The organism is Actinocrinis sp. (assembly GCF_035938995.1).
In the GTDB taxonomy this organism is placed as follows: domain Bacteria; phylum Actinomycetota; class Actinomycetes; order Streptomycetales; family Catenulisporaceae; genus DASZGI01.
In genome coordinates, this window is record NZ_DASZGI010000299.1 from 1 (window position 1) to 26,326 (window position 26,326).

At 71.1% G+C, this 26,326-nt stretch carries 24 protein-coding genes and 1 pseudogene; 13 read left to right on the forward strand and 12 right to left on the reverse strand.

The features are described 5' to 3' along the window. A partial coding sequence (locus VGZ32_RS20650) for a DUF1015 domain-containing protein (RefSeq protein ID WP_326887764.1) occupies positions 1-860 on the reverse strand: 860 nt, incomplete at its 3' end. Between the two features lie 132 nt (positions 861-992). Here VGZ32_RS20650 and VGZ32_RS20655 point away from each other — a divergent pair. Beyond that, positions 993-1,505, forward strand: a complete 513-nt coding sequence (locus VGZ32_RS20655; RefSeq protein ID WP_326887765.1) for a hypothetical protein — start codon at positions 993-995, stop codon at positions 1,503-1,505. Positions 1,506-1,531: 26 nt separating this feature from the next. Then, positions 1,532-2,395 (forward strand): annotated as a pseudogene (locus VGZ32_RS20660) (HAD-IIA family hydrolase); the annotation flags it as partial. A gap of 17 nt (positions 2,396-2,412) precedes the next feature. On the opposite strand, the gene VGZ32_RS20665 reads toward VGZ32_RS20660, so the two are convergent. Continuing rightward, complete coding sequence (locus VGZ32_RS20665; protein WP_326887767.1) at positions 2,413-2,763, reverse strand: SCP2 sterol-binding domain-containing protein; 351 nt, start codon at positions 2,761-2,763, stop codon at positions 2,413-2,415. A gap of 77 nt (positions 2,764-2,840) precedes the next feature. Between VGZ32_RS20665 and VGZ32_RS20670 the strand changes: the two genes are divergently transcribed. The 9 genes from VGZ32_RS20670 to VGZ32_RS20710 all read left to right on the forward strand — a co-directional run bounded on the left by VGZ32_RS20670 (position 2,841) and on the right by VGZ32_RS20710 (position 13,310). After that, entirely contained in the window at positions 2,841-3,092 is a 252-nt protein-coding gene (locus VGZ32_RS20670; RefSeq protein ID WP_326887768.1) for a hypothetical protein, read from the forward strand. 25 nt (positions 3,093-3,117) lie between these two features. Continuing rightward, positions 3,118-3,963 (forward strand): TlyA family RNA methyltransferase, encoded by an 846-nt coding sequence (locus VGZ32_RS20675; RefSeq protein WP_326887769.1) that lies wholly within the window; start codon positions 3,118-3,120, stop codon positions 3,961-3,963. A gap of 32 nt (positions 3,964-3,995) precedes the next feature. After that, the gene (locus VGZ32_RS20680) at positions 3,996-4,934 is read left to right on the forward strand and encodes an NAD kinase (RefSeq protein ID WP_349263687.1); all 939 of its coding nucleotides are present in this window, start codon (positions 3,996-3,998) and stop codon (positions 4,932-4,934) included. A 322-nt stretch (positions 4,935-5,256) separates the two neighbouring features. Continuing rightward, positions 5,257-7,119, forward strand: a complete 1,863-nt coding sequence (recN, locus tag VGZ32_RS20685; RefSeq protein ID WP_349263688.1) for a DNA repair protein RecN — start codon at positions 5,257-5,259, stop codon at positions 7,117-7,119. A gap of 131 nt (positions 7,120-7,250) precedes the next feature. Beyond that, positions 7,251-8,483, forward strand: coding sequence for a putative cytokinetic ring protein SteA (gene steA, locus VGZ32_RS20690; RefSeq protein WP_326887772.1), 1,233 nt, complete (start codon positions 7,251-7,253; stop codon positions 8,481-8,483). Next, positions 8,480-9,481, forward strand: a complete 1,002-nt coding sequence (locus tag VGZ32_RS20695; protein ID WP_326887773.1) for a copper transporter — start codon at positions 8,480-8,482, stop codon at positions 9,479-9,481. The genes steA and VGZ32_RS20695 overlap by 4 nt, the downstream gene beginning before the upstream one ends. A gap of 79 nt (positions 9,482-9,560) precedes the next feature. Then, the gene (locus VGZ32_RS20700; RefSeq protein ID WP_326887774.1) at positions 9,561-10,460 is read left to right on the forward strand and encodes a hypothetical protein; all 900 of its coding nucleotides are present in this window, start codon (positions 9,561-9,563) and stop codon (positions 10,458-10,460) included. Beyond that, positions 10,453-12,216 carry a murein biosynthesis integral membrane protein MurJ gene (murJ, locus tag VGZ32_RS20705; protein WP_326887775.1) on the forward strand — a complete coding sequence of 588 codons (1,764 nt, stop codon included), beginning with the start codon at positions 10,453-10,455 and terminating at the stop codon, positions 12,214-12,216. The genes VGZ32_RS20700 and murJ overlap by 8 nt, the downstream gene beginning before the upstream one ends. Beyond that, positions 12,213-13,310, forward strand: a complete 1,098-nt coding sequence (locus VGZ32_RS20710) for a glycosyltransferase (RefSeq protein ID WP_326887776.1) — start codon at positions 12,213-12,215, stop codon at positions 13,308-13,310. Before murJ ends, VGZ32_RS20710 begins: the two co-directional genes overlap by 4 nt. 16 nt (positions 13,311-13,326) lie before the next feature. On the opposite strand, the gene VGZ32_RS20715 is transcribed toward VGZ32_RS20710, so the two are convergent. Next, positions 13,327-14,400 carry a helix-turn-helix transcriptional regulator gene (locus tag VGZ32_RS20715; protein WP_326887786.1) on the reverse strand — a complete coding sequence of 358 codons (1,074 nt, stop codon included), beginning with the start codon at positions 14,398-14,400 and terminating at the stop codon, positions 13,327-13,329. Between the two features lie 107 nt (positions 14,401-14,507). Here VGZ32_RS20715 and VGZ32_RS20720 point away from each other — a divergent pair, with 107 nt between their 5' ends. After that, complete coding sequence (locus VGZ32_RS20720; protein ID WP_326887777.1) at positions 14,508-15,965, forward strand: MFS transporter; 1,458 nt, start codon at positions 14,508-14,510, stop codon at positions 15,963-15,965. Positions 15,966-16,061: 96 nt separating this feature from the next. Here VGZ32_RS20720 and katG read toward each other — a convergent pair whose 3' ends face one another. From katG to VGZ32_RS20755, 7 genes are all read right to left on the reverse strand, one after another. Continuing rightward, on the reverse strand, positions 16,062-18,302 hold the full coding sequence (gene katG, locus VGZ32_RS20725; RefSeq protein WP_326887778.1) for a catalase/peroxidase HPI: 2,241 nt from the start codon (positions 18,300-18,302) through the stop codon (positions 16,062-16,064). Between the two features lie 35 nt (positions 18,303-18,337). Then, positions 18,338-18,775, reverse strand: a complete 438-nt coding sequence (locus VGZ32_RS20730) for a Fur family transcriptional regulator (protein ID WP_326887779.1) — start codon at positions 18,773-18,775, stop codon at positions 18,338-18,340. 148 nt (positions 18,776-18,923) lie between these two features. Further along, the gene (locus VGZ32_RS20735) at positions 18,924-19,685 is read right to left on the reverse strand and encodes a pseudouridine synthase (RefSeq protein WP_326887780.1); all 762 of its coding nucleotides are present in this window, start codon (positions 19,683-19,685) and stop codon (positions 18,924-18,926) included. Positions 19,686-19,741: 56 nt separating this feature from the next. After that, positions 19,742-20,374 carry an SMC-Scp complex subunit ScpB gene (gene scpB / locus VGZ32_RS28830; protein WP_349263689.1) on the reverse strand — a complete coding sequence of 211 codons (633 nt, stop codon included), beginning with the start codon at positions 20,372-20,374 and terminating at the stop codon, positions 19,742-19,744. Between the two features lie 409 nt (positions 20,375-20,783). Then, positions 20,784-21,791 carry a segregation and condensation protein A gene (locus VGZ32_RS20745; RefSeq protein ID WP_326887782.1) on the reverse strand — a complete coding sequence of 336 codons (1,008 nt, stop codon included), beginning with the start codon at positions 21,789-21,791 and terminating at the stop codon, positions 20,784-20,786. A gap of 78 nt (positions 21,792-21,869) precedes the next feature. Beyond that, on the reverse strand, positions 21,870-22,331 hold the full coding sequence (locus VGZ32_RS20750; protein ID WP_349263685.1) for a hypothetical protein: 462 nt from the start codon (positions 22,329-22,331) through the stop codon (positions 21,870-21,872). Further along, positions 22,328-23,401, reverse strand: a complete 1,074-nt coding sequence (locus tag VGZ32_RS20755; protein ID WP_349263686.1) for a ParA family protein — start codon at positions 23,399-23,401, stop codon at positions 22,328-22,330. Before VGZ32_RS20755 ends, VGZ32_RS20750 begins: the two co-directional genes overlap by 4 nt. A gap of 569 nt (positions 23,402-23,970) precedes the next feature. On the opposite strand from VGZ32_RS20755, the gene VGZ32_RS20760 reads away from it, so the two are divergent. Beyond that, positions 23,971-24,519: a hypothetical protein gene (locus tag VGZ32_RS20760; RefSeq protein ID WP_326887783.1), complete on the forward strand. Its 549-nt coding sequence runs from the start codon at positions 23,971-23,973 to the stop codon at positions 24,517-24,519. A gap of 116 nt (positions 24,520-24,635) precedes the next feature. Here VGZ32_RS20760 and ald read toward each other — a convergent pair whose 3' ends face one another. Then, positions 24,636-25,751 (reverse strand): alanine dehydrogenase, encoded by a 1,116-nt coding sequence (gene ald / locus VGZ32_RS20765; protein WP_326887784.1) that lies wholly within the window; start codon positions 25,749-25,751, stop codon positions 24,636-24,638. A gap of 395 nt (positions 25,752-26,146) precedes the next feature. After that, the coding region (locus tag VGZ32_RS20770; RefSeq protein WP_326887785.1) for a hypothetical protein at positions 26,147-26,326 on the reverse strand (180 nt) is incomplete at its 5' end.

The window sequence follows — 26,326 nt, forward strand, 5'->3', positions numbered from 1 at the left end:
GCCGCCTCCATCGCGGGCCCGGCCGGGAGGTCCGGGAGCCAGCGGTGGATCCCGCGGACCGCCAGCGGGTGGCGCTCGGAGTCGACCAGGAGCGCGAGGCCATGATCCGTGCCCGGACGGCGCAACCCGGCCAGCCGCTGATACGCCGAGTACCGGTGATGGCCGTCGGCGATGAGGGAGCGGCGCGGGGCGAGGTCCTCGGCTATCTCGGCGTGTTCGGCCGGGTCGGTGATCGCCCAGAGCCGGTGGTGCGTGCCGTCCTCCATGACGGCCTCGACTACCGGGTGGGCGGCCGGGTTGTGGTCCTGGTCGGCATAGCGTTCAACCAGGTCGGAGGCGGGACCGCCGCCCTGGTAGGTGAGCAGGATCGGCTCGGGGTTGGCGCCGAGCGCGTGCATCAGCGCCTGCCGGTCGGCCACCACCGCATCGACTACTTCCTCGTGCGGCAGCACCGGTCCCGCATCGTCGGCGGGTAGCTCAAGGGCGCCGATGAGACCGCGCTGGAGCAGCCCTGACGGCTGCCGCTGCTCATAGACGTAGATCGTCGGGTCATCGTCCAGGACCAGGGCTTTTTCCTCGCGCCATTCCCTAAGTGTCCTGGCCGCGCGGCGGTAGCGCAGGCGCGGGTCGGGCTCGTCAAGCTCCGGGAGGATAAGCCGAACGATGTTATGTACGCCGCTGCGGGCAAGTCGGTGTGCCTGAATTGGGTCGATCATGTCGTACGGTGGCGATATGACTGCCGCCGGATCGCCGACCCGTGCCGGCGCGAACCGAAGCCCCCGGAACGGGGCCATCGCCAGTCGTCCCCCGACGGCGGGCGCGGCAGAGTGCTGGGCGTCGTCGTCCGGGGCAGAAGTCATAAGTGAATGCTATGGGCTGGCACCGACGGCTGGCATCGAGCACTGGTACACCGTGACGGCCGTGCAGATGTGGACGGCCTGGGAAAGACAGGAAAAGCGGTAACAACGTACGGCAACTCCAGGAGGCGCGAAGTGACTGAGCGTACGCAGTGGCAGAGCGAAGAAGCGGACGGGCAGTTCAACGGCGGAGAGTGGCTGGCGCCCGGCCCGTTGGACGGCAGGCCCCTGGAGGACGCCGCGCTGAGCGGCGAGGTCTACGACTGGTACCAGCGCGGCGTCCAGATGCTCGACAGCGGCAACCCGGCCGCCGCGACCCAGCTGCTGAGCCGTGCTGCCAGCCAGGTGCGCTCGCGTTCGGTGGTGGAGGCGCTCGCCCGCGCCCAGTTCGACGCCGAGCTGTACCGCGAGGCCGCCGACGCGTTCCGGATCCTGGCCGAGTCCAACTCCGACGACGACTACGCCCAGTTCGGCTGGGGGCTCGCCGCGGCCCGGCTGGGCGAGTACGAGATCGCCGTCGAGCACCTGGCGCTCGCCGCTGCTATGCGGCCTGACGTGCGCTACTACACGCAGGCGCTGCGCGGCGCCCGAGCCACCGTGCGGGCCCGCGCCGCGAGTGCGGCAACGCGGCGCCAGAGTACTCCTTAGGCGCAGGTGAGCGCCTTAACCGGCGCATGAAAGAATCACTCGTTGTGACGAACATCGGGAGTGCCACCGAAGGTACGGAAGCGGAGCCGCGAGCGGCCGAAAAGCCGCTCGCGGTTCTCTACGACACTGCGATGCTCGACCTCGACGGGGTCGTGTACCGGGGTTCCGACGCGGTGCCCCACGCCGTGGAATCCCTGCTCAAGGCGTCGGCTGCGGGCATGCGCCTGACGTACGTGACAAACAACGCGTCGCGCACGCCCGAGGCCGTCGCCGCGCACCTCGTCGAGCTGGGCTTGCCGGCAAAGCCCGACGAGGTGGTCACGGCAGCGCAGGCGGTCGCCCGCCTTATCGCCGAGCAGGTGCCTAAGGGTGCGCGCGTGCTCACCATCGGCGGGGACGGGCTGAGGGCAGCGCTGCTCGGCTATGGGCTGGAACTGGTGTCCTCGGCCGACGACGATCCGGCGGCGGTCGTCCAGGGCTACCGGCCTGACACCTCGTGGATGGACCTGGCCGAGGCGGCATACGCCGTCGAGCGCGGCGTTCCGTGGTTCGCCGCCAATACCGACAGCACCATGCCCACTGCGCGCGGAATCGCCCCGGGGAATGGCGCCCTGGTTGGTGCGGTGGCCGCCGCGACGGGAACTTGGCCGACCGTCGCCGGGAAGCCTGAGCCCGCGTTGCATCGCGAGACCATGATCCGCACTGGTGCCCGGCAACCACTGGTCGTCGGCGACCGCCTAGACACCGACATCGAGGGCGCCAACCGGGCCGGGGTCGACTCGCTGCTCGTGCTGACCGGCGTGACCACGCTCGACCAGCTGCGGGAGGCGCCGGACCTGCACCAGCCGACGTATGTCGCCCCGGACCTGCGAGGGTTGCTCGAGCCGGAACGTTTGATCGACTGGCGTTAGAAGACCTTCCGCAGTCGCAGCAGGTCGCCGAAGGAGCCGTTGACCTTGATCCGGCCGGACACCCAGGCGGAGATGAAGTTCAGCTGGCCGTCGACCAGTTTGGGCAGGTCGTCGCTGGGGATCGTGAGGCGTACCTGCGCCCGCGGCGCCTCAGCGCCGTTGTCGTACGAGGTCACGTCGATCAGCCGCGCGTCCCTGAGTGTGCCGTAGAAGGTCACGCGGAGGTCGGGGATCTCGCAGCTGACCGTCCGCTCGAGCAGGTGCTTCGAGCGGTCGGCCTCGCCCATGCCGCCGAGCTTGGCCGCGAGGCGGTCGAGAGCCGCCGCGCATTCTTCCTTGGTCGCCACGGCTGGCACCTTACCTCCAGCCGCTTGCGGCGCGCGGTACCTTCGGAGCGCGAGACCGCAGGAGAGAGGATCGTCACATGGACCCCGAGAGTGTCGCGGAGCCGATGGAGCCGGAGGAGCCGGACACAGCAGAGCTGCCGCTGGCCGTCGTGGAGATGCCTGTGCCTGATCCGGAGCCGACCGGGCACCCCGGCGTGGATGCCGCGCTGGACCGGCTGCGCGAGTTGACCGACCGTCCGACCGGCGCGCACCCGGAGCTCTACGACGACGTGCATCGCCGCATCCAGGACGCGCTCGCCGAAATCGACCAGCAGGGCGTCCAGGCGTAGGCGTGGCTGGAGAGAGGGGCTGACCATGGCTGGCCAGGCGAGGCGGCGCCTGGACGCGGAGCTGGTCCGGCGCGGCCTGGCGCGCTCCCGCGAGCAGGCGGTCGAGCTGATCGCGGCCGGTCGGGTCTCGGTCGGCGGGCAGGTCGCGGGAAAGCCGGCGACCCAGGTGGAGACGTCGGCGGCGATCGTCGTCGCCGGGGACGGCGCGGTGGACGACTACGTCTCGCGCGGCGCGCACAAGCTGGCCGGGGCGCTGGCCGCGTTCGGGCCGCGGGGCCTGGAAGTCGCCAGGCGCCGCTGCCTGGACGCAGGGGCGTCGACCGGAGGCTTCACCGACGTGCTGCTCCGAGCCGGCGCGCGGGAGGTGGTGGCGGTGGACGTCGGATACGGGCAGCTGGCCTGGCGACTGCGCACCGACCCGCGGGTGGTGGTCGTCGACCGGACGAACGTGCGGGATCTGACGCTGAACCAGATCGCCGGAGAGCCCGTGGAACTGGTCGTCGGCGATCTTTCGTTCATCTCGCTGACGCTGGTGCTGCCCGCCCTCGCGCGCTGCGCCGTCCCCGGTGCGGACTTCGTCCTCATGGTGAAGCCGCAGTTCGAGGTCGGCCGCGAGCGCCTGGGCTCCGGTGGCGTGGTGCGCGACCCGGCTCTGCACGCGGAGGCGGTGCGCACCGTCGCCGCTGCGGCGTCCGCGCAAGGCCTCGGCGTGCTCGGGGTGACCGCCAGCCCGTTGCCGGGACCGAGCGGCAACGTCGAGTACTTCCTGTGGCTCCGGCGTGGAGCGCCCCCCTTAGACGACACAGACCTGGCGCGCGCCGTGGCGGAGGGACCCGCCGCGCCCGCGCCGCACCGGGAGGAACAGACGTGACCGGCACCGCCCATTCCGAGTCCGACGCCGCCCTGGAGCCCGCCACAGGTCCGGCGGACTCCGGGGACGCGAAACGCAACGTCCTGCTGGTCACCCACACGGGGCGGGAGGAGGCGAGGGACGCCTCGCACAAGGTCGCCCACTGGCTGTCCACCGAGGGCATCGGGGTGCGGCTGCTGGCGGGCGAGGTGGACAACGTGGACCCCGAGCCCGCGGCCTGGATCGTGCAAGACGACCGGCACGCCGTCGATGGCTGCGAACTGGTCGTCGTCCTCGGCGGCGACGGCACGCTGCTGCGCGGTGCGGAACTGGCCCGCGCCGCCGATATCCCGCTGCTCGGGGTCAACCTCGGGCGGGTCGGCTTCCTCGCCGAAGCGGAGTTGGAGGACCTGCACGAGGTCGTCGCGCGGATCGTGGATCAGCGCTACTCGGTCGAGGAGCGGATGACGCTGGACGTCACCGTGCTGCTGGACGGCGAGGTGCTCTTTCGCGAATGGGCGCTGAACGACGCCAGCATCGAGAAGCGGTCCCGCGAGCGGATGATCGAGGTGCTGATCGAGATCGACGGCCGGCCGCTGTCGCGCTGGGGCTGCGACGGCGTGGTCTGCGCGACGCCTACGGGATCGACTGCGTACGCGTTCTCCGGGGGTGGCCCGGTGGTCTGGCCGGAGGTCGAGGCGCTGCTCCTGGTGCCGATCTCGGCGCACGCGCTGTTCGCCCGGCCGTTGGTGACCGCGCCGACGTCGCTGATGGCGATCGAGCTCGAGGACGGGCACATCGGCGCGGAGGGCACCGGGGTGCTGTGGTGCGACGGCCGGCGGACCTTCGAGCTGCCCGCCGGAGCGCGGGTCGAGGTCAGGCGAGGCAAGCGGCCCGTGCGGCTGGCGCGGCTACGGGACGCACCGTTCACCGACCGGCTGGTGGCGAAGTTCGCGCTGCCGGTGAACGGGTGGCGGGCGAGGCACAAGTAACAGGCCCAGGGGGAAAGAACGGCGAGTTAGGGGGAGACGGCGAGCTAAAGGGGGGGACGGTGTCGATTGGTGCGGTGTCCGTTGGTGCGGCGGCTGACGAGGCGACAGATGGCTGACGTGGCTTGAGGCGGCTTGGCTGGCGGCGAGGCACAAGTAAAAGGCCTGTGGAGAGGAAACGGCGAGCTGAGGGGAAGGCCGTGGTGTTTGAAGCGGCTTGGCTGGCGGGCCAAATCCTGTCGAGGTGCACAGATAGTCCGCAGACGACTAAGGGACGGGTCCCGCGTCGGGCTGTTCGGCTAATCTCACCAGTGTGCTGGAGCAGATGCGCATCCGCGGCCTCGGAGTCATCGAGGACGCGGTTCTCGACCTTTCGCCTGGCTTCACCGCGGTCACCGGCGAGACCGGCGCGGGCAAGACCATGGTCGTCAGTGGGCTCGACCTGCTTTTCGGCGGGCGTGCGGAGACGACCCGGATCCGTCCCGGCGCCGACCGCGCCACCGTCGAGGGCCGGCTGCTCCTCGCCGCGGACAGTTCTGTGGCCCGGCGTGCGGAAGAGGCTGGGGCCGCGGTGGACCCGGCCGGTACGGACGAAGCCGGGCGCGAGCGGGTTGAGCTGTTGCTGGGGCGGGTGATCGGGCAGAGCGGGCAGGGCCGCGACGGGCAATCCCAGGCTCAGGCCCAGGCCGGATCCGGCGCCGCGGTGCGGTCGCGGGCGCATTTGGGCGGCCAGGCCGTACCCGTGTCCGTCATCGCGGACCTCGGCGAAGAGCTGATCGCCATGCACGGCCAGTCGGCTCAGCAACGGCTGCTCCAGCCCGCCCGCCAGCGCGCCGCCCTGGACCGCTACGCCGGAGAGGCCGTTTCCCGACCGCTGGCCGCCTATCGTGCCGCGTACCAGGAGTACCGCTCCGTGGCCGCGCAGCTCGAGGAGCTCACGACGCAGGCTCGCGAGCGGCTACAGGAAGCCGACGCGCTGCGCTACGGCCTGTCCGAGATCGAAAAGGTCGAGCCGGTCGCCGGGGAGCTCGAGGAGCTGATCGCGGAAGCCCAGCGGCTCGGCAACGCGGAATCGCTGCGCTCCGCCGCGTCCACTGCTCACGAGGCCCTGGTCGCCTCGGACGACACCGGCCCCGCCCGCGACGCCGCGTCTTTGGTCAACGCCGCGCGGCGGGCCGTGGACCAGGCCAAGGGGGACGACGCCGCGCTCGGCCCCATCGCGACGCGCCTCGAGGAGCTGTACTGGCTGCTCACCGAGACCGCGACCGACCTGGCTGGCTACCTCGCCGGGATCGAGGCGGACCCGGTGCGCCTCGAGGTCGTCCACGAGCGGATCAGCGACCTGGAGAACCTGTGCCGCCGCTACGGCCCCACCGTCGAGGACGTGCTGGCCTGGGCCGAACGCGGTGTGCTGCGCCTAGCCGAGCTCGACGGCGACGACGACCGGATCGAAAGCCTCACCGCCCGCCGCGACGAGTTGCGCGCGCAGTTGGCGGGCTACGCCGGCGAGGTGTCCGGCGCCCGCGCGGCCGCGGCCGAGAAGTTCGCCGCCGCGGTCACCACCGAACTGACCGAACTGGCCATGCCGCACGCCCGCATCGCCGTGAACGTCGCCCAGCGGGTCATCGCGGCCGACGCGGCGCCGGTCGCGACTGGCGGCGACGCGAGCGCGCTGCCGGTGCCCGACCCGGACACCGGCGCCGAGCGACTGGTCGCCTTCGGCCCCAACGGCGTGGACGACGTAGAACTCCGGCTCGCCCCGCACCCCGGCGCGCCGCTCCTGCCCATCGGAAAGGGCGCTTCCGGCGGCGAGCTGTCCCGGGTGATGCTCGCCGTCGAGGTCGTGTTCGCGGGCGCCGACCCGGTGCCTACCTTCGTGTTCGACGAGGTCGACGCCGGGGTGGGCGGCAAGGCGGCGGTCGAGGTCGGCCGGCGTCTGGCTCGACTCGCCCGCACGGCTCAAGTGATTGTCGTCACCCACCTGCCTCAGGTCGCCGCGTTCGCCGACCGGCAGCTGCTGGTGCGTAAGGAGAACGACGGCTCGGTGACGTCCTCCGGTGTGGTCGTGCTCGACGAGGCCCAGCGGCGGCGCGAACTTGCGCGTATGCTCTCCGGCCTGGAGGATTCGGAGCTCGGCCAGGCACACGCCGACGAGCTCCTGGCCGCCGCCCACGCCGAACGCGGCTGAATCGTTGTACATCGGCGAGTAAGCACGCCGTAAGGGCCTACGTAACAACACCGTCACAGCGGCCTGAAGGCGGATTAAGAACGTGCGCCGCGGGGCGTGAACGGTCCCCGGCAGCTGGCAGGATTGTCCCGATGAGGATCTCCGCACGCGCGTTGCTGGCGAATCCCGGCGCCCAGACCCGCCCCGCAGAGCGGGTGAACGACCGGGTCCGGTTCCGGCCTGCCCCCGGCGGCGGGGGAGTCGTGCGCGTGGACCGGCGCACCAAGAACCTCACCAAGCGGCTGCGGCCCGGCGACATAGCCGTCATCGACCACCAGGACATCGACCGGGTGGCCGCCGAGGCGCTGGTCGCGTGCCGTCCGGCTGCTGTCATCAACGCCTCGGCCTCGATCAGCGGCCGCTACCCGAACCTCGGCCCGGAGATCATCGTGTCGGCCGGGATCCCGCTGCTCGACGAGGTCGGCCCGGACGTGATGGAGCTGGCCCGCGAGGGCGAGCTGCTGCGGGTCGAGGGCAACGTGCTGTTCCGCGGCGAGACCCCGCTGGCGGCCGGCAAGCTCCTGGAGACCCCGGACGTGGTCGCCGCCATGGACGACGCGCGCGCGGGGCTGGCCGAGCAGCTCGAGGCGTTCGTCGAGAACACCATGGAGTACCTGCGCAAGGAGCGGGACCTGCTGCTCGACGGGGTCGGCGTGCCGCACGTGCGCACCGACTTCGACGACAAGCACGTGCTGATCGTGGTGCGCGGCTACCACTACCGCGAGGATCTCAAGGCCCTGCGCCCGTACATCCGGGAGTACCGCCCGGTCCTGATCGGCGTGGACGGCGGCGCGGACGCCATCCTCGAGGCCGGCTACCGGCCCCATATGATCGTCGGCGACATGGACTCGGTCTCCGACGAGGCGCTGGCCTGCGGCGCGGAGATCGTCGTGCACGCCTACCGGGACGGCCGGGCCCCGGGCCTCGAGCGGCTGCGCTCGCTCGGCCGGGAGTGCGTGGTCTTCCCGGCGACCGGCACCAGCGAGGACGTCGCGATGCTGCTCGCCGATGACAAGGGCGCCAAGCTCATCGTGGCGGTCGGCACCCACCTGACCCTGGTGGAGTTCCTCGACAAGGGCCGCGGCGGGATGGCCTCGACCCTGCTGACCCGGCTGCGCGTCGGCGGCAAGCTGGTCGACGCGAAGGGCGTCTCCCGGCTCTACCGCAGCCAGATCTCCTCCGGATCGCTGCTGATGCTCGTCGCCGCGGCGATGGTCACGATCGTGGCGACCGCGTTCTTCTCCCCGCTCGCCCACGCGTACTGGGAAGTGCTGCGCGGTTACTGGGACGCCTTCGTCTTCTGGGTGCAGGGGCTCTTCCGTTGATCGACTTCCGGTACCACGTGGTCTCCATCATCGCGGTCTTCCTGGCGCTGACCGTCGGCCTCGTGCTCGGCGCGACGATCGTGAACCAGGACGCGGTCAACAACCTGCACGGCACCATCAACGGCCAGACCAACCAGATCAATACCCTCAAACAGAACAACCGCTCGCTGACCGGCTCCAACGGCCAGCTGCAGAACTACATCGACACCACGAAGGACAACCTGGTCAGCGGCGCCCTCGAACCGTACTCGGTGATCGTGGTGCGGATCGACGGCTCCGACGACGGTCTCGACAAGTCGACGCTCTCGCTGATCAAACAGGCCTCCGCGACCATCGCCTCGGACATCACGGTCAACAAGACCTTCGCCGACGGCAGCAGCACCGACCAGCTCGCGCAGCTCGTCTCCGCTTACACGCCGCTCGGCCAACCGGTCACCGGGACCGGGACGACGGCGGCGATGAACCTGCTCGCCGAGGCGTTGACCGCGCAGCAGTCGCTGTCCACGCCGCCCACGTCGTCCGGCATCACGAGTAACGCCCCCAGCACCATGACGCCGGACTGGGCCGTCAGGACCCTCCAGGCCTTCGCGCAGAACGGCGTCATCACCGTCAACACGATGCCCAGCTCAGCGGTGGTCACCCGGCCCAACGCCGCGTTCATCGCCGCGCCGACCGAGGCGAGCGGCGCCCCGGCGAACGCGGCGTACATCGCGCTGGCCGAGGCCCTGCACGCCGACGGGACCGGCGCGGTGATCGCCGGCACCGCGGGCGCGGCGGGCACCGGAGGCCTGATCACCGCGGTGCTCAAGAGCCCGGCGGCCAAGTCCGTGTCCACCGTGGACGACGTGGACCAGACCACCGGACAGGTCGCCGTGGTGTTCGTGCTCTACCAGGAGGCGGCGAACGCGTCGGCCGCGGCCGGACATTACGGTACCGTCGGCACGACCGACGGCCTGTTGCCCAAACTGCCCACCCTGCCGACGCCGTCGGCGAGTTGACGCGGCGTCGGGGCGCCGCCATAGCCTGGTCCACCGCACCACCGATCGGTACGCAGCACGCAGAGAGAAGGAACGGCTCATGGGATTCGCGGCCAGCGTCTTCGGATCCGCCGACGGCGGCGCGCGCCGCGCGACCGGACGGCTGGCTGCGGCGGCGCTCGGCGCCGTAGCGGCCCGGGCCGCTTTCAGCGCGGCGCGGCGTGCGGTCGCGACCGACGGCCCGGCCCGAGATCCGAAGATGTGGAACCGAGTCAACCACCGCGGCGAGCCGGTCACCCTGCTCGAGGGTCCAGCATACGCGGCAGGGGCCGCCGCGGCGCTGGCCGTGGTGCCCGGGGTTCCCGCGCCGCTGCGCGCTGCCGCCGTGGGCGCGGCGGTCGGGGCGGGCGCCTTCGGCGTATACGACGACCTGCGCGGCAACGCGGACCGGCGCGGGATGCGCGGCCACCTCAAGGCGCTGGCCAAGGGCGAGCTGACCACCGGCGGGGTGAAGATCCTCGGCATCGGCGGCGTCGGCCTGCTGGCCGGGGCCCTGGTGCGGCGTGGTCCGCAGGACACGCTCGTGGACAAGCTGCTGGCCGGGGTGACCGTGGCCGCCGCCGCGAACGCCGTCAACCTGCTGGACCTACGGCCCGGCCGGGCGATCAAGGGCGCCGCGTTCGCCGCGGCCCCCGCACTGCTCCGTTCGAGTGAAACCGCGGGAGTCGGCGCGGTGCGCTGGGCCGGGCTCGGCGCGGCCCTCGCGCTGCTGCCCGAGGACCTGGACGAGCGCGCCATGCTCGGCGACGCCGGGGCGAACGCGCTCGGCGCCGTGCTGGGTACCGCGGCCGCCGCGTCGGCGTCCTCGCGCGCCGCGCTCGCCGGGCGCGCCGCCGTGCTCACCGCCGTCACGCTGGCCAGCGAGAAGGTCTCCTTCACGAAGGTGATCGCCGGCTGCCCCCCGCTGCGCGCACTGGACGGACTCGGCCGACGTGCCTGACCGCCGAGCCCCGCTGCCCTCCGTCGACGACCCGCTGCTGCAGCCAGTAGCGCCCGTCGACGTCGAGCCGCGCGGGCGGTCGGCGGTACGGACGGTCGCCGGGGGGGCGGTGCTGATCGCGGCGGTCACGGTGCTGTCGCGGATGGTCGGCTTCCTGCGGACGCTGGCGTTCTCGCACACCGTGGGCACGCAGGCCCTGGCCGACGCCTACAACACGGCCAACCAGGTCCCCAACACCGTCTTCGACATCGTCGCGGGCGGCGCGCTGGCCAGCGTGGCGGTGCCGCTGTTGGCCGGGCCGCTGGCGCGGGGCGAGCGCCGCGACGCGGAGGCCATCGTCTCGGCGCTGCTGACCTGGGCCGTGGCGGTGCTGCTGCCGCTCAGCGTGATCGGCATCGTGGCTTCGGGACGGCTCGGCGACCTGCTGGCCGGCGGCCACGCCCCGGTCGGCCCGTACGGCGCGACGGTCGCCCGGTTCCTGGTCATGTTCCTGCCGCAGATCCCGCTCTACGGGGTCGCGGTCGTACTTTCCGCCACGCTCCAAGCCGACCGGCGGTTCCTCGCTCCAGCGCTGGCCCCGTTGCTCTCGAGCGTCATCGTGGTTTCGACGTACCTGGTCTTCGGCGAGGTCGATCCGACCGCCGCCGGGGGCGCCCTCACCACGGACGGTACGGCGTCCGAACTCTTTCTCGGCCTCGGCACGACCGCCGGTGTGGCGACGCTGGCGCTGAGCCTGCTGCCCGCGCTGCGGCGTAGCGGGATGCGGCTGCGACCCCGCTTCCGGCTGCCTGCGGGTATCGCCAAGCGTGCGCGGGGACTGGCTGCGGCGGGTATAGCGACGCTCGCCGCGCAGAACCTGGTCGTGCTGGGCGTCGTCGTGCTCACCAGCCACTCGCACGCCGCCGACGGCGCCTTGACGGTGTACACGTTCAGCTGGGCCGTGTACGTCCTGCCGTACGCGGTGCTGGCCGTGCCGATCGCGACGACCTCGTTCACGGAGCTGTCGGCGCGGTCGGACGACGGCGACCTGGCGGGCTTCCGCGCGGGGGTCTCCGCGACCAGCCGGGCGGTGCTGATCGCCGCGTGTGTGGGCTCGGCGCTGCTGGCGGCGACGGCGTGGCCGATGGCGTACCTGTTCATCTCCGCTCCGACCGGCCCGCGGCCTTCGATGATGGCGTACGGGCTGCTGGCCTTCGCGCTGGGGCTGCCCGGCTACGCGGCGATCGCGCACCTGGGCCGCGTCCTGTACGCCGGCGGCCACGGGCGCGACGCCGCGACGGCGACCGTGATCGGCTGGCTGACGGTGCTGGCCGCCGACGTCGTGCTGATCTGGGCGCTGCCCCCGACGCAGGCGGTGGCGGCACTGGGGCTGGGGAACGCAGTCGGGATGACGCTCGCGGGGGTGCTGCTGCTCGTGGCGGCGCGGCGGCGGGCCGGGCCCGGCGCGTTCACCGGACTCGCGCGCGCGGCGGCGGTCGGCGTCATAGCCGCGGCCGCGGCAGGTGCGGCGGGCTGGCTGGTCGCCAGTTGGATCGGGCCGACCGGATCGGCAGCTGCGCTCGGGACGGCGGCGCTGTGCGGCGTGATCGCCCTGCTGGTGTTCGGGGCGCTGGTGCTCGCGCTCGACGACGGCGATCTGCGGCCGCTGCTGGCTCGCGCGACGGACGGCCTGCGCGGGCTCGGGAACGTGCCGGCGCTGCGGCGCCTGGTGGGCTCGCGACGGCCGCGGAGCGTGCGCGCGGGCGGGAAGCGGTGAAACCGCTGCGCATCGCGCTCGTCCTGGGCACAAGTACCGGCGGCGTGGGCGTGCACGTACTTGATCTCGCGCGGGAGTTCGCCCAGCGCGGGCACGATGTCGTCGTCGCGGGCCCGCCCCAGACCGAGGAACTCTTCCACTTCACGCGGCACGGAGCGCAGTTTCGGCCGGTGCAGATCTCGGCGGCGCCGAGCCTGGTGAACGATGTGCGGGCGGTCGCGGCACTGCGGCGGGCCCTCACGGACACAGATGTCGTGCACGCGCACGGCGTGCGGGCCGGCGCCCTCACCGGCCTCGCACTGCTCCGTACCAAGACGCCGTCAGTTGTCACGCTGCACAACGCGATGCTGGCCGGCGGCCTCAAAGCACGGCTGCTCACCGGGCTGGAGTACCTGGCAGTGCGGCGGGCGGATGTCATACTCGGCGCGTCGGAGGATCTGGTCGCGCGGGCTAAGGCGCTCGGCGCACGTGAAGCCCGGCTGGGTCCGGTACCCGCGCCGCCACAACCGTCGCCGACGCGCACACGCCATGACGTCCGCGTGGAACTCGGCCTCAAAGACGACGATGGCGAAATCCTCGTCCTCGCCGTCGGACGCCTGGCGCCGCAGAAGGACTACCCCACCCTGCTCACCGCCGCGCGGGCATGGAGAGGCACCGGGATCCACGTCGCGATCGCCGGCGACGGACCCCTGCGCGACCAGCTGCAAGCCGATATCGACGCCCACGGCCTCAACGCAGCCCTGCTCGGACACCGCGGCGACATCGCGGACCTCCTGTCCGCGGCTGATCTGCTCGTGCTGAGCTCCGCCTGGGAGGCCCGAGCACTGGTCGTCCAGGAAGCGATGCGCGCGGGCGTACCCGTCGTGGCCACCTCGGTCGGCGGAATCCCCGGGCTCGTCGGCGACGCCGCGCTGCTCGTGCCACCCGGCGACGCCGACGCCGTCGCGGAAGCGGTCAGCAACCTCGCCCAGGACCCCGACGCGCGGTCGCGCCTCGCCGCCGCGGGCCGTGCCCGCGCCGAGACCTGGCCCGACCTGGACCAGTGCGCCGCCGGCCTGATCGAGCTCTACGCCTCGCCGCGCGACGCCTGGTAGCGCTCGACGACGGGGCTCACACCGGCACCGGCGCGATCGAGTGCCCGCACGGAAGCGTGCCGATGGGCGCCTGCACCCCGGCCTCGAGTTGCGCCATGCCGTCTTTGGTCTGCTGGTCGGCGGGTCTGTAGACGGCGATGCCCACCCCGGGTGTGGCCAGGACCCCCAGGCTCGTCGCCTTGAAGCGCAGCTCGCCGAGGGCCGGGTGCCGGAAGATCTTCGTGCGGGTGCTGTGGCCGCGCACCTCGTGGTCCCGCCACATCCGGGCGAACTCCGGGCTCTGCTCGATCAGGTCCTTGATGAACAACTCCCAGCACGGCTCGCCCACGTGCCGCCCGTAGGCCGCGCGCAGCGTCGCCACCATGTATGGCATCTCCTCGCCCCGGTTGACGAACGGATGACAGCAGCCCGGCATGGCGAACGTCGCCCACAGGGTGTTGCGGTACCGGTAGCGCTTCGTCGTAAGGCTGGGAAACACCAGCTCGTAGGGCCGGTTCCAGGCGAGCACGTCGAAGCGCTCGTTGAGCACCGCGGCGAGCGAGGTCATATCGCCGATGATCTCGAGCACCTCGGGTTCGAGGCCCACCGTGCGCGCGTCGGGCACGGCGATGGAGGGTACGTCGGCCAGCCGGTAGAGGTGGTCGTGTTCGTCGCGGTCGAGTCGCAGGGTCCGGGCGATCGCGTCGAGCACCTGGGTGCTGGCGTTGATCGGCCTGCCCTGTTCGAGCCACGTGTACCAGGTCACTCCGACTCCGGCGAGTTGCGCGACCTCCTCGCGCCGCAGTCCGGGCGTGCGTCGGCGCGGGCCGCCGGGCATGCCGACGTCCTGCGGGGTCAACCGCTCCCGGCGGGAACGCAGGAACGTGGCCAGTTCGGCGCGGCGGACCTTCGCCGGCGCGGGCCTGGTGCCCGTCCCGTGCGGCGGTGAGGCGCCGTCGCCATCGGCGTAGAGGTCGTAGAGCCGTGAGGTGTAGACTCCGTCGCTCTCGCGGCCGTCGGCGTTGGTGTCAGGGCGCCGTTCGTTGACCGGCCCCCACCGTTCCTCGCGCGGTGGCCGTATCGTCGAATTCGCCACAGGCTCTGCCGTCATGGTCACGCCCCCATTTTGACCAGCACCGGACCGTTCATCCAGGTGCTGCTGATACCAGGATAAGCAGGCTCTTAGTAACAGGATGCCGAGCCCGCCACGCTGGTGACATGTCATCAGCGACAATCTCATCGTCAACGACTAGCGGGGTAACGCGTTCGGCGGCGACGGGGCCGGAGATCCGGCCCGCCGACAACCCACTGCTGTGGACCGTCCTGATCGCGATGTTCATGGCGGTGCTCGACGTGGCCGTCGTCAACGTCGCCCTGCCCACCATCCACACCGAGCTGCACGCGTCCGGCGCCGGGCTCCAGCTCGCCGTCTCCGGCTACACCATCGCGTACGCGATGCTCATCGTCACCGGCGCGCGCCTGGGCGACCTGTGGGGCCACGGCCGGGTCTTCCGCGCCGGGCTCGCCCTGTTCACCCTCGCCTCGCTGGCCTGCGGACTCGCGCCGAACACGGGCGGCCTGATCGCGTTTCGCGCGATCCAGGGCGTCGGCGCCGCCGCGATGGTGCCCCAGGTGCTGTCCATCATCCAGCGCAACTTCGACGGCCCCGCGCGGCTGCGGGCCACCAGCATGTACACCGCCGTCCTGGCCGGCGGCGCGGCAGCAGGGCAGGTCATCGGGGGTCTGCTGATCAGCGCGAACCTCGCCGGGTCCACCTGGCGCCCGGCCTTCCTGGTCAACGTGCCGGTCGGGATCGCCGCCTTCTTCATCAGCGGGCGTGTTCTGCCCAAGGACCGGGGCGAGCCGGGGCGCGGCCTCGACCCGGTCGGCGTGGCCGTGCTGACGCCGACGGTCCTGGCGTTCGTGCTCCCGCTGGTCCTCGGCCACGACGAGCACTGGCCGGTGTGGGGCTGGGTGCTGCTCGCGGCGAGCGCCGTGGGCGTCGCCGCGTTCGCCGCTGTGGAAACCAGAGTCGCCCGGCGCGGGGGCATGCCGGTCATCCCCGGGCGCATCCTGCGGCTGCCGCGCTTCTCCCTGTCGGTCACGCTGCTGTTCGTCGTCATGGCCGTGCTGACCGGCGGCTTCTTCGCGGTGACGCTGCACCTGCAGGGCGCCCTCGGCTTCTCCGCGCTCGACGCGGGCCTGGCGGGCGCGCCCGGCGCGGTGGGGATCTTCCTGGTGTCGCTCTGGTGGCGCAAGCTGCCGCCGCGCTTGTACCCGTGGCTGATCGTCGGCGGGTTCGTGCTCGTCGCGGCGACCTCGTTCGGACTGGCCGCAGACCTGCACACGGGCACCACCGGTGGTGTGACGCGCTGGATCCTGCAGGCGCTCAACGCCACTGGGCTCGGCGTCGCCTACAGTCCGCTGCTCGGCACGATGCTCGCCCGCATCCCGGTCGGCGACGCAGCCGACGCCAGCGGTGTGATCTCGACTGCGACGCAGCTGGCCCAGGTCACCGGCATCGCGACGTTCGGCACTCTGTTCCTGAACCTGCTGGCTCAGCCGGGCGTACACCCGTCCGCGCACGCGATCGCCGTCATGCTCATGGTGTCCGGCTGCATCGCGCTGCTCGGTGGCGTGCTCGCCGTGCGCCTAACGCGCGTCAACGGGCGATAAAGCAGACGGCGTCGTCCGGGCCAGCCACGAGGGCCGACCCGGACGACGCCGTTTCACACTGTGCTGTTTGAGACTGTGCCGATCAGACCGCGCAGATCAGCGGAGGTCGAACCGGTCCAGGTTCATGACCTTGTCCCAGGCCGCGACGAAGTCGCGCACGAACTTCTCCTTCGCGTCGTCGCTCGCGTAGACCTCGGCGATCGCCCGCAGCTCGGAGTTCGCTCCGAAGACGAGGTCCACCCGGCTGCCGGTCCACTTGACCGCGCCCGTGGCGTCGCTGCCCTCGAAGGTGTTCGCGTCCCCGGAGGTCGGCCTCCACGTGGTGCTCATGTCGAGCAGGTTGACGAAGAAGTCGTTGGTGAGCACGCCGGCCGTCGCGGTGAACACGCCGAGGCGGGACTGCCCGTGGTCCGCGCCCAGCACGCGCAGGCCGCCGACCAGGACGGTCATCTCCGGAGCGCTCACGGTCAACAGGTTCGCCCGGTCGAGCAGCAGGTACTCGGCGGGGAGCCGGTTGCCCTTGCCGAGGTAGTTGCGGAAGCCGTCGGCGGCCGGCTCGAGCGCGGCGAACGACTCGGTGTCCGTCTGCTCCTGCGTCGCGTCCGCACGGCCCGGCGTGAAGGGAACCTCGACCGAGACACCGGCTTCCTTGGCCGCCTGCTCGACGGCCGCACCACCGGCGAGCACGATCAGGTCGGCCAGGGAGATCCGCTTGCCGTCATTGTTTGAATCAGCACTGTGTGCGGCGTTGAAGGACTCCCGGATGCCCTCGAGCGTGCGCAGCACCGAAGCCAGCTGGTCCGGGTCGTTGACCTCCCAGCCGCTCTGCGGCTCGAGGCTGATGCGCGCGCCGTTCGCGCCGCCGCGCTTGTCGCTGCCCCGGAAGGACGAGGCCGACGCCCACGCCGTGGACACCAGCTGAGACACCGTCAGACCCGAGGCGAGGACCTGCGCCTTGAGCGAGGCGACGTCCGCCGCGTCGACGAGTGCGTGCGTCACCGCGGGCAGCGGGTCCTGCCACAGCAGCACCTCAGCCGGGACCTCCGGGCCGAGGTAGCGCGCGATCGGGCCCATGTCACGGTGCGTCAGCTTGAACCAGGCGCGGGCGAAGGCGTCCGCCAACTGGTCGGGGTTGTCCTTGAACCGCCGCGAGATCGGTTCGTAGATCGGGTCGAACCGCAGAGAGAGGTCGGTGGTCAGCATCGTCGGGGCGACGCGCTTCGACGGGTCGTGCGCGTCGGGGACGGTGCCCGCCCCGGCGCCGTCCTTCGGCCGCCACTGCCACGCGCCCGCCGGGCTCTTGAACACCTCCCACTCGTAGCCGAACAGGATCTCGAAGAAGCTGTTGTCCCAGGTCGTCGGGGTGTTGGTCCAGATGCCCTCGAGGCCGCTGGTGATCGCGTCGCCGCCCTTGCCGGTGCCGAAGGCGTTCTTCCAGCCCAGGCCCTGCTGCTCGATCGGGGCGCCCTCGGGCTCAGGGCCGACGTTGGACTCCAGGCCCGCGCCGTGGGTCTTGCCGAAGGTGTGGCCGCCCGCGATCAGCGCGACGGTCTCCTCGTCGTTCATCGCCATCCGGTGGAAGGTCTCGCGGATGTCGACGGCCGCCTTCAGGGGGTCCGGGTTGCCGTTCGGTCCCTGCGGGTTGACGTAGATCAGGCCCATCTGGACCGCGCCGAGCGGCTCCTCGAGGTCACGCACGCCGGTGTAGCGCTCGTCGCCGAGCCAGGTGTGCTCGGGGCCCCAGTAGACGTCCTCTTCAGACTCCCAGACGTCCTCGCGGCCGCCGCCGAAGCCGAAGGTCTCGAAGCCCATGGACTCCAGCGCGACGTTCCCGGCCAGGACCATCAGGTCGGCCCAGGAGATCTTCTGCCCGTACTTCTTTTTGACCGGCCACAGCAGGCGCCGGGCCTTGTCCAGGTTGCCGTTGTCCGGCCAGCTGTTGAGCGGGGCGAAGCGCTGCTGGCCGGCCCCCGCGCCGCCGCGGCCGTCGCTGATCCGGTAGGTGCCGGCGCTGTGCCACGCCATCCGGATCATGAGCGGGCCGTAGTTGCCGAAGTCGGCCGGCCACCAGTCCTGCGAGGTGGTCAGCACCTGCGCGATGTCCTGCTTGACCGCCGCCAGGTCGAGGGTGTCGAACGCCGCGGCGTAGTCGAACTCCTCGCCCAGCGGGTTGGCCACGGCCGGGTTCTTGGCCAGGATCTTCAGGTTGAGCCGTTCAGGCCACCACTGGGCATTCCCGCCGCCCTGTGTCGGGTGGAGCGCCCGCCCCAACACCGGACAGCCGCCTGCGCTCTCCGTCGCCGGGGCTACGACGCCTTGTTGATGGGTCTCAGACATAGGAATCCTTCCGTGATTTGGCGGAATCACACTGCTCAAGAACTGCGGGCGGTGGAGCAGTCGGGGCACAGGCCCCAGAAGATGACCTCGGCCTCGTCGATCGAGTAGCCATGGTCGTCGGACGCGGTCAGACAGGGCGTCTCGCCGACCGCGCAGTCCACGTCGACGACTGACCCGCACGATCGGCACGCGAGGTGGTGGTGGTTGTCCCCGATGCGCCCCTCGAACCGGGCCGGGCTGCCGGCCGGTTCGATGCGGCGTACCAGTCCCGCGGCGCTTAAGGCGTTCAGTGCCTCGTAAACGGCCTGCAGCGAGATGTGGCCCACGCGCTCGCGCACCCGCAGGGCAATCGCCTCGGCGCCGAGGTGGTCGCCCTGGCGCACAGTCTCGAGCACCGCGACGCGGGCGGCCGTCACCCGCAGCCCGGCACCGCGCAACTCCCGGGCCGGGGTTGGAGTCTCGGACGCGGTCATGACGGCACGCTATCCACAAAACCTGAACTGTTCAAGATAACGAATAGTGCAAGTTTAGTGTCGCTCAAGGTGACTTTTGTGTACCACCGTGTGATCTATCGCAATGTGATCATACTGCGGTGTGATCTACCGCCCGGCCGTCGTCCGGTCACATGCCCACGGCCTTGTACAGCGCTCCGATCTCCTCGCGGTTCAGGTTGCGCACCTTCCCCGGCCGCTGGTCGCCCAGCGCGATGGGCCCGAACCGGGTGCGCACCAGCCGCTTGACCGGGAATCCGGCCTCTTGCAGCATCCGCCGCACGATGTGCTTGCGGCCCTCGTGGAGGACCACCTCGACCAAGGCGTGGCGGCCGACCGCGTCCACCATCTTGAAGCTGTCCGCGCGGGCCAGGCCGTCCTCCAGCAGGATGCCCTCGCGCAGCCGCCTGCCCAGGTCGCGCGGGATGATCCCCTCGACCTGCGCCAGGTACGTCTTCTGCACCCCGTACGACGGATGGGTGAGCCGGTGCGCCAGCTCCCCGTCATTCGTGAGCAGGATCAGCCCTTCGGTCTCGGCGTCGAGCCGGCCGACGTGGAACAGCCGCTGCCCCCGCCCCTCGACGATGTCGCCGAGGTTCGGCCGGCCCTCCGGGTCGTTCATCGTCGACAGCACCCCGACGGGCTTGTTCAGCGCCAGGTGCGCGGCGCCGGGGGTCGAGGCGATCCGCATGCCGTCCACGTGGATGACGGCCTTCTCCGGGTCCACGCGCATGCCCTGGACGCGCACCCGCTGCCCGTCCACGGTGACCCGCCCCTGCTCGATCATCTCCTCGCAGGCGCGCCGCGAGCCCACCCCGGCGGCGGCCAGCACCTTCTGCAGGCGCACACCCTCCTCGTCGGGATCGCTCAAGGGGATCCGTCGCCGTTCCATCGCTCCCACACTTCTTTCCATTACGTCGTGTCGTGCGCCTTCTCGCGGCCCGGCGCTCAGGTCTCCTCCTCGAGGTCCGCGGCGCTCGGCAGCAACGGGGCGAGATCCGGAAGCTCGTCAAGGCTCTTAAGGCCCATCCGCTCCAGGAAGTAGCCGGTGGTCCGGTAAAGCAGCGCCCCGGTCTCGTGCTCGGTGCCGCACTCCTCGAGGAGACCGCGGGCAAGCAGGGTCCGCATCACGCCGTCACAGTTGACGCCGCGGATGGCCGAGACTTTCGAACGGCTGACCGGCTGACGATAGGCCACGACCGCCAGAGTCTCCAAAGCGGCCTGGGTGAGCCTGGCCTGCTGGCCGTCGCGCACAAAGCGTTCGACCACCGGAGCGCACTCGGCACGGGAGTACATCCGCCACCCGGTCTCGTCGCCGTCGCCGGTGCCGACCTCGCGCAGCTCGAAACCGCGCCCCTGAGCGGCGTATTCCGAAGCCAGCGCAAGCAGCGCCTCCTCGACCTCGCTCTTGGGCCGCTCGACCACCTGGGCGAGCACGACCGCCGAGACGGGTTCGTCGACGACCATGAGGACCGCCTCGAGACAGGCCTTGAGCGGCGGCAGCGGGGCGGCGAGCTCACCCGCGGTCAGCTGCCAGGCGGGCTCGGCGTCGGTCTCGCGGGCCCGGCGCGCCTCGGCCATGGCGGCGCCGAGCGCGGCGAGGCCGTCGACCGGGTCGCCGGCCTGCGGCTCGACGTCCTCAAGGGTCGCCTGGGCCGGGATGAACGGCGCGAGGTCTGACGCTTCCGCGTCCAACGGCGCCGCCTCCGGCTCCACGTCGTCTTCGGCATCCGTCACCGCGTCCGACTCGGCGTCGTCCGCGACCTCGCGCGTCGCTTCGGCAGTGACCTCGTCGGGTTCGACGTCGCGGGCGTGAGCCTGTACGGGGACTGCGGCCGTTGGCGCGCTCTCCGCCTCGGTCTCCCCGCCCCCCGACTCCTCCCCAAGATCGCTCTCCGCCGCCTCGGACTCGTCCCCGATCGGTTCGGGCTCTATCCGCACGCCCCGCGCTGCCCAGAACGCCGCGCCCGCAGTCGAATGCGAATCGGGCTCACTCATCGTCTTCGGTCCCCTTCTGGGTGCGCTGGGCCGGCACGATCGCCAGCGGTGCCGCCGCCTTCTCCCGCTCCGAGCCCTCCTGTCCCGAGCTCTCCTGCTCCGGGCTCTCCGGCGGCGAGCCCTCGAACTCTTCGACGGCGTCGAACTCGCCATCGTCGCTGCCCGTCCACCGCACCGTCAGCTCCCCGAACGGGTCAAGCTGGTCGAAGCCGACCGCCTTCGCTCGGAACAGTTCGAGCAGCGCGAGGAAGCGGGCGACGACGTGGATCGTGTCCGGCGCGTCGGCGATCAGCGCGCGGAAGGTCGCGGTGCGCATGACCCGCAGCCGCTCCGCGATGACGTTGGCCTGCTCACGGATCGACACCTGGGTCTGGTGGATGTGCTCGATCGAGACGGTCGGCGGGAGGCGCGGCGTCATGGCCCGGACCGCGAACTCGGCGAACTGATCCAGCGTCAGACTGATCAGCACCTCGGGCAGCAGTTCCTTGAATGCAGGCTCCAGCTGCACCGAGCGCGGGTGGCGAAGCGCGCCGTTCGCGTAACGCTGCGCCAGCTCCACGGCCACCTGCTTGTAGGCCCGGTACTGCAACAGCCGCGCGAACAGCAGGTCGCGGGCCTCCAGCAGGGCCAGGTCCTCCTCGTCCTCGACCTGCGCGGCCGGCAGGAGGCGGGCCGCCTTGAGGTCCAGCAGCGTGGCGGCGACCAGCAGGAACTCGCTGGCCTGGTCCAGGTCCCAGTCCGAGCCCTTGGCGTGGATGAACGCGATGAAGTCGTCGGTGACCTTTGACAGAGCCAGGGTGGTGACGTCGAGCTTGTGCTTGGCGATCAGGCCGAGCAGCAGGTCGAACGGCCCCTCGAACTCGTCGAGGTGGACCTGGAAGGCCGCGTGGCGGCTCCCGCCCCGCGCGGTCAGCGGCGACAGCTCCTCGCCCGGCTGCTGCGGCCCCTGCTGGGCCGGGGCCTCCGCGGCCTGCGGGACTGCGTCGCTGTGCTCCTCCACAGGGCCACTGTATTACGCCGGATGGTCCCTTCCGGCCCGGCGCGCGGCCTGCGCGCAGGCGCTGACGGGATGTCGGCCTCAGTGCTCGCGCAGCGCCTGGACCAGGAGCGACAGCTCGCCCTTCGCCTCCAGGTCGGCCAGGACCAGATCTATCGCCTCGCGCACGATCCGGCCGCGGTCCACCGCGAGGCCGTGCTCGGCGCGCAGCATGATCCGGGCCTGCTCCAGACCGAGCAGTTCCTCCGGCGAGACGTAGACGGTGATCTTCTCGTCGTGGCGCTCGCGGCCGGTGGCCCCGCGCGCGCCCGAGCGTGCGGCGCGAGTGGAGGTCCGTACCCGGGCGGCCGCGCGCTTCGGTTCGACGTCGGGGGCGGCTTCCGCCCGGGCGTCGCCGGGCTCTTCCTCGACCGGGTCGGGCACCGCGCGCAGCCGGTCGCCGTGCCGGGCCAGAACCGTGTTGCCCACCGCCGACAGGGCCGGACCGTTCATCCCGGCCGGGCCGGTGGGGCGGAACAGCTCGTCCGCCCCGGGCATCCTCACTCTGCGGGGCACCTCGCCAGCACCTCCCTGGCGAGCTGGCGGTACGCGGCCGCCCCCACCGAGCTGGACGCGTAGGAGGTGATCGGCTCGCCCGCCACGGTGGTCTCCGGGAATCGGACGGTGCGCCCGATCACGGTGTGGAAGACCTGGTCGCCGAAGGCCTGCACGACCCGGGCCAGGACCTCACGGCTGTGCACCGTGCGCGCGTCGTACATGGTGGCCAGGATGCCGTCGAGCTCCAGCTCCGGGTTCAGCCGCTCGCGCACCTTCTCGATCGTCTCGGTCAGCAGCGCCACGCCGCGCAGCGCGAAGAACTCGCACTCGAGCGGGACGATGACGCTGTGCGCCGCCGTCAGGGCGTTGACGGTGAGCAGGCCCAGCGAGGGCTGGCAGTCGATGATGACGTAGTCGTAGTCCGCCAAGGCCGGCTTGACGGCCCGCGCCAGCGAGGACTCCCGGGCCACCTCGGTCACCAGCTGGACCTCGGCCGCCGACAGGTCGATGTTGCTCGGCAGCAGGTCCATGCCCGGGGTGACCGTCTTGAGCAGGACGTCGTCGATGCCCACCCCCCGCTCCATGAGCAGGTTGTAGACGGTGCGGTCCAGCTCCATCGGGTTGACCCCGAGGCCCACCGACAGCGCGCCCTGCGGGTCGAAGTCGACCAGCAGGACCTTGCGGCCGTACTCGGCCAGCGCCGCGCCGAGGTTGATGGTCGAGGTGGTCTTGCCGACGCCGCCCTTCTGGTTGCACATCGCGATGATCTTGGCGGGGCCGTGGTCCATCGCGGGCCGGGGGGCCGGGAAACGCGGCATCGGCCGGCCGGTCGGCCCGACCCGCTCGCGCCGCTGGGTGGCCGGGTCGGGGGCGAGGGTGGCCGCGTACTCGGGGTCGGGCTCTATTTCAGCGTCTGGATCGAATCCGTCCTCGAAGCGCAGCTCGTCGTCGATGCCGTACGGGTCGTCGATCTCGACGTCGCCCGTCCACGGACCGCTGGTCACAACTGCTCCTCCTCGACCGCTCCTCCCGGTGAGCGGCGCCATCTGCGGCTCGGCGTATGTGGGTTCGCTCACCTGCCGGTCATCCTCCCAAAGTGCTGCGCGGGGCTGAGGCCCCCCTGCGTGGCCCGGCGCCAGTACAGTCTCCACCGCGCGGCCTCAATTGTCGACCTATGTATTCATCGCTCTGACGCCATGATGGCACTGCGACTCTAGGCGTCGCTGTCCAATTACAGCAAGGCGGCGTCGCTCCTGTGGCGCAACGCGCGGGGAAACCCTGAAAATATGGTCGACAAATCACCATCACAGTTGGGCCACACTACGTCGCGTCCTCCTCGCAGGTCCCGCGAGGCTTGCTGACGGACGGCGATCCGGCCGACGTAGATCATCCCCCGCAAATCCGACAACTGATATCGACCGCTCCCGACGCGTCCCGGAATTCCGAAATTCCCGCACGTAGACATGCCGTTCGGCGCTCTACCCGACCGGGCATCGCACCTTCCCGATGGGGCACTCTCGACACGGAGGTCTTCCCGCGCACCATTGCCGGTGATACACCTTTGGCAGTCCGCGCATCGGTGGTGGGAAGACCGCCTGCGGACGGCGTGCCGGGTAGGCCGGCGCGCGGGTGAGGGAGGGGTCTTGTGGATCTGACGAAGCTCGGGCGTACCGAACGCGTGCTGGCGATAGTGGGCCTGCTCGCGTTCATCGATAGCTTCCTGAGCTGGTACTCCGTTACCATCAAGGGTTTTAGCCTCGGCTCGGTCAGCGCGGGTGGCTACAGCGCCAGCGACAACGCGTGGAATATCGGCTTCTGGGCCTGGTTCCCGATGTTGCTCTTGCTCGCTGTCGGCGTTGTGGTGGCGCTGCCCGCCTTTGGGCAGCGGGTGGCGATCCGCGGCGGTTACGCGGCGCTCGGTTCGGCGACACTGCTCGCCACGATCATCGTCCTCATCCGGTGGCTGACGTACCCGAGCGCGTCCGACTTGGTCGGCAGCGCGGGCGCGGACTACGGCACCTACGTCGGACTGATCCTCTGCATAGTCGCGACGGTGTTCGCTTACCTCGGCTTCACCGCGGAGGGCGGCTCGCTCGCCGCGCTCGGCCAGTCGATCAAGGCTCGTACCCAGCCGTCGCAGCAGCAGGCTCCGCCGGAGTACCAGCAGCCGCCGCAGCCGCCTCAGCAGCCGTAGTGAAGAACGACAGCGGCGGTCCGTGCCCTCAGGGGAGAGGGGCACGGACCGCCGCTTCGTTGTCTGCCTTGCGTGTGCGCTTGCGCCTTACGCCATGGGCTCAGCGCTCATAGCCCTCAGGCCAGAACCTCATCGAGCTTGATCGACGGCAGCCCGTGCGCCTCAGCGACCGGCGCGTACGTCACGTCGCCCGCGAGCGTGTTCAGACCGAGCGCGAGGGCGTGGTCCGAGCGCAAGGCTTCCTTCCAGCCCTTGTTCGCCAGCTCCAGCGCGTAAGGCAGCGTCACGTTCGTCAGGGCGTAGGTGGAGGTGTTGGCCACCGCGCCCGGCATGTTCGCGACGCAGTAGAAGACCGATCCGTGGACCATGAACGTCGGATCTGCATGCGTCGTCGGCCGTGAGTCCTCGAAGCAGCCACCCTGGTCGATCGCGATGTCCACGAGCACCGAGCCCGGCTTCATCCGGGACACCATCTCGTTGGTCACCAGCTTCGGGGCCTTGGCGCCCGGGATCAGCACAGCGCCGATCACCAGGTCGGCGGCCAGGACCGCGCGCTCGAGCTCGAACGCGTTGGACGCCAGGGTCTTGACCCGCGTCCCGAAGACCTTGTCCGCCTCGCGCAGCTTGGCGATGTCCCGGTCCAGCAGGGTCACGTCGAAGCCCATACCGGACGCGATCGTGGCGGCGTGCCAGCCAGACACGCCCGCGCCGATCACCACAGCCTTCGCCGGGGCCACCCCGGGCACGCCGCCGGGAAGCACGCCCCGGCCGCCGGAGAAGCGCATCAGGTTGTACGCGCCGACCTGGGGAGCGATGCGCCCGGCGACCTCGGACATCGGCGCCAGCAGGGGCAGCGAGCCGTTCGAGAGCTGCACGGTCTCGTAGGCGATCGCGGTCACGCCCGCGCGAAGCAGCGCCTCGGTGCATTCGCGCGACGCGGCGAGGTGCAGATACGTGAAGAGCGTCTGGTCCGCGCGGATGCGGTGGTACTCGGACGCGATCGGCTCCTTGACCTTCAGCAGCAGGTCGCCCTCGGCCCAGACGTCGTCGGCGGTGGGCAGGATGACAGCCCCGGCCGCGGCGAACTCGGCGTCCGGCAGCGAGGAACCCTCGCCCGCCCCGGCCTCGACGAACACCCGGTGGCCCGCGCGCGTCAGCTCGTGGACGCCGGCCGGGGTGATCGCGACCCGGTACTCGTGGTTCTTGACCTCGCGGGGGATACCGACCTTCACGGCGATCGTCCTTTGATTGAGCTACGGAGGAGAGGAAGACGGGCACGAAGCCGCATGTCATCGCGGGTAATGATGACCCTCCGCCTCAAAGCCTAGTCGCCGCCGACTTAAGAAGCGCCTTACACGCTGCGTCGGGTTTCCCGCAACGCCCGACGAAGTGTCGCGGCGCGGGCTCTTGCTTCCGGGGCCAAACCGCTGCTCGGCCTTCGAATCAAAGGTCATAGCCACGCAGATATTACGAATGTCAGACGAGCTGCGCACGCGCTGTCCCGCTCGTCGTGAGCCGTAGCCCGCGCCTCGTGCCAGCCAATTGACGCGCTCTCCGCCCGCCACCGCCTCGCCACGGATCGCACTCCGCACGGCAGAGCGTAGTCAAGCGCTGTGGATTGGTGGGCTCACTGCTTGTGGAAGAGGAGGGGCTGGAGCGGGCGTCCAAGCTGACGCATGAGCCTTGGGCCGAGAGGGACGGCGGGCAGCGTCGGGGTGTATCGCAGGAAGGTATAGCCCAGGCGCCAGGCCAGCACGCCATCGGTAGCGACCTGATCGCCGATCACGACGCCCGGGCGCGGCAGGTG

What these genes read in the sequence shown, in the direction of transcription:
- steA (WP_326887772.1), top strand. Translation starts at nt 7,251, where the DNA reads ATGAGGATCTCCGCACGCGCGTTGCTGGCGAATCCCGGCGCCCAGACC.
- VGZ32_RS20670 (WP_326887768.1), top strand. Translation starts at nt 2,841, where the DNA reads ATGGACCCCGAGAGTGTCGCGGAGCCGATGGAGCCGGAGGAGCCGGAC.
- VGZ32_RS20700 (WP_326887774.1), top strand. Translation starts at nt 9,561, where the DNA reads ATGGGATTCGCGGCCAGCGTCTTCGGATCCGCCGACGGCGGCGCGCGC.
- VGZ32_RS20675 (WP_326887769.1), top strand. Translation starts at nt 3,118, where the DNA reads ATGGCTGGCCAGGCGAGGCGGCGCCTGGACGCGGAGCTGGTCCGGCGC.
- scpB (WP_349263689.1), bottom strand. Translation starts at nt 20,374, where the DNA reads ATGGCCGAGGCGCGCCGGGCCCGCGAGACCGACGCCGAGCCCGCCTGG.
- recN (WP_349263688.1), top strand. Translation starts at nt 5,257, where the DNA reads ATGCGCATCCGCGGCCTCGGAGTCATCGAGGACGCGGTTCTCGACCTT.
- VGZ32_RS20730 (WP_326887779.1), bottom strand. Translation starts at nt 18,775, where the DNA reads ATGACCGCGTCCGAGACTCCAACCCCGGCCCGGGAGTTGCGCGGTGCC.
- VGZ32_RS20720 (WP_326887777.1), top strand. Translation starts at nt 14,508, where the DNA reads ATGTCATCAGCGACAATCTCATCGTCAACGACTAGCGGGGTAACGCGT.
- VGZ32_RS20735 (WP_326887780.1), bottom strand. Translation starts at nt 19,685, where the DNA reads ATGGAACGGCGACGGATCCCCTTGAGCGATCCCGACGAGGAGGGTGTG.
- VGZ32_RS20715 (WP_326887786.1), bottom strand. Translation starts at nt 14,400, where the DNA reads ATGACGGCAGAGCCTGTGGCGAATTCGACGATACGGCCACCGCGCGAG.
- katG (WP_326887778.1), bottom strand. Translation starts at nt 18,302, where the DNA reads ATGTCTGAGACCCATCAACAAGGCGTCGTAGCCCCGGCGACGGAGAGC.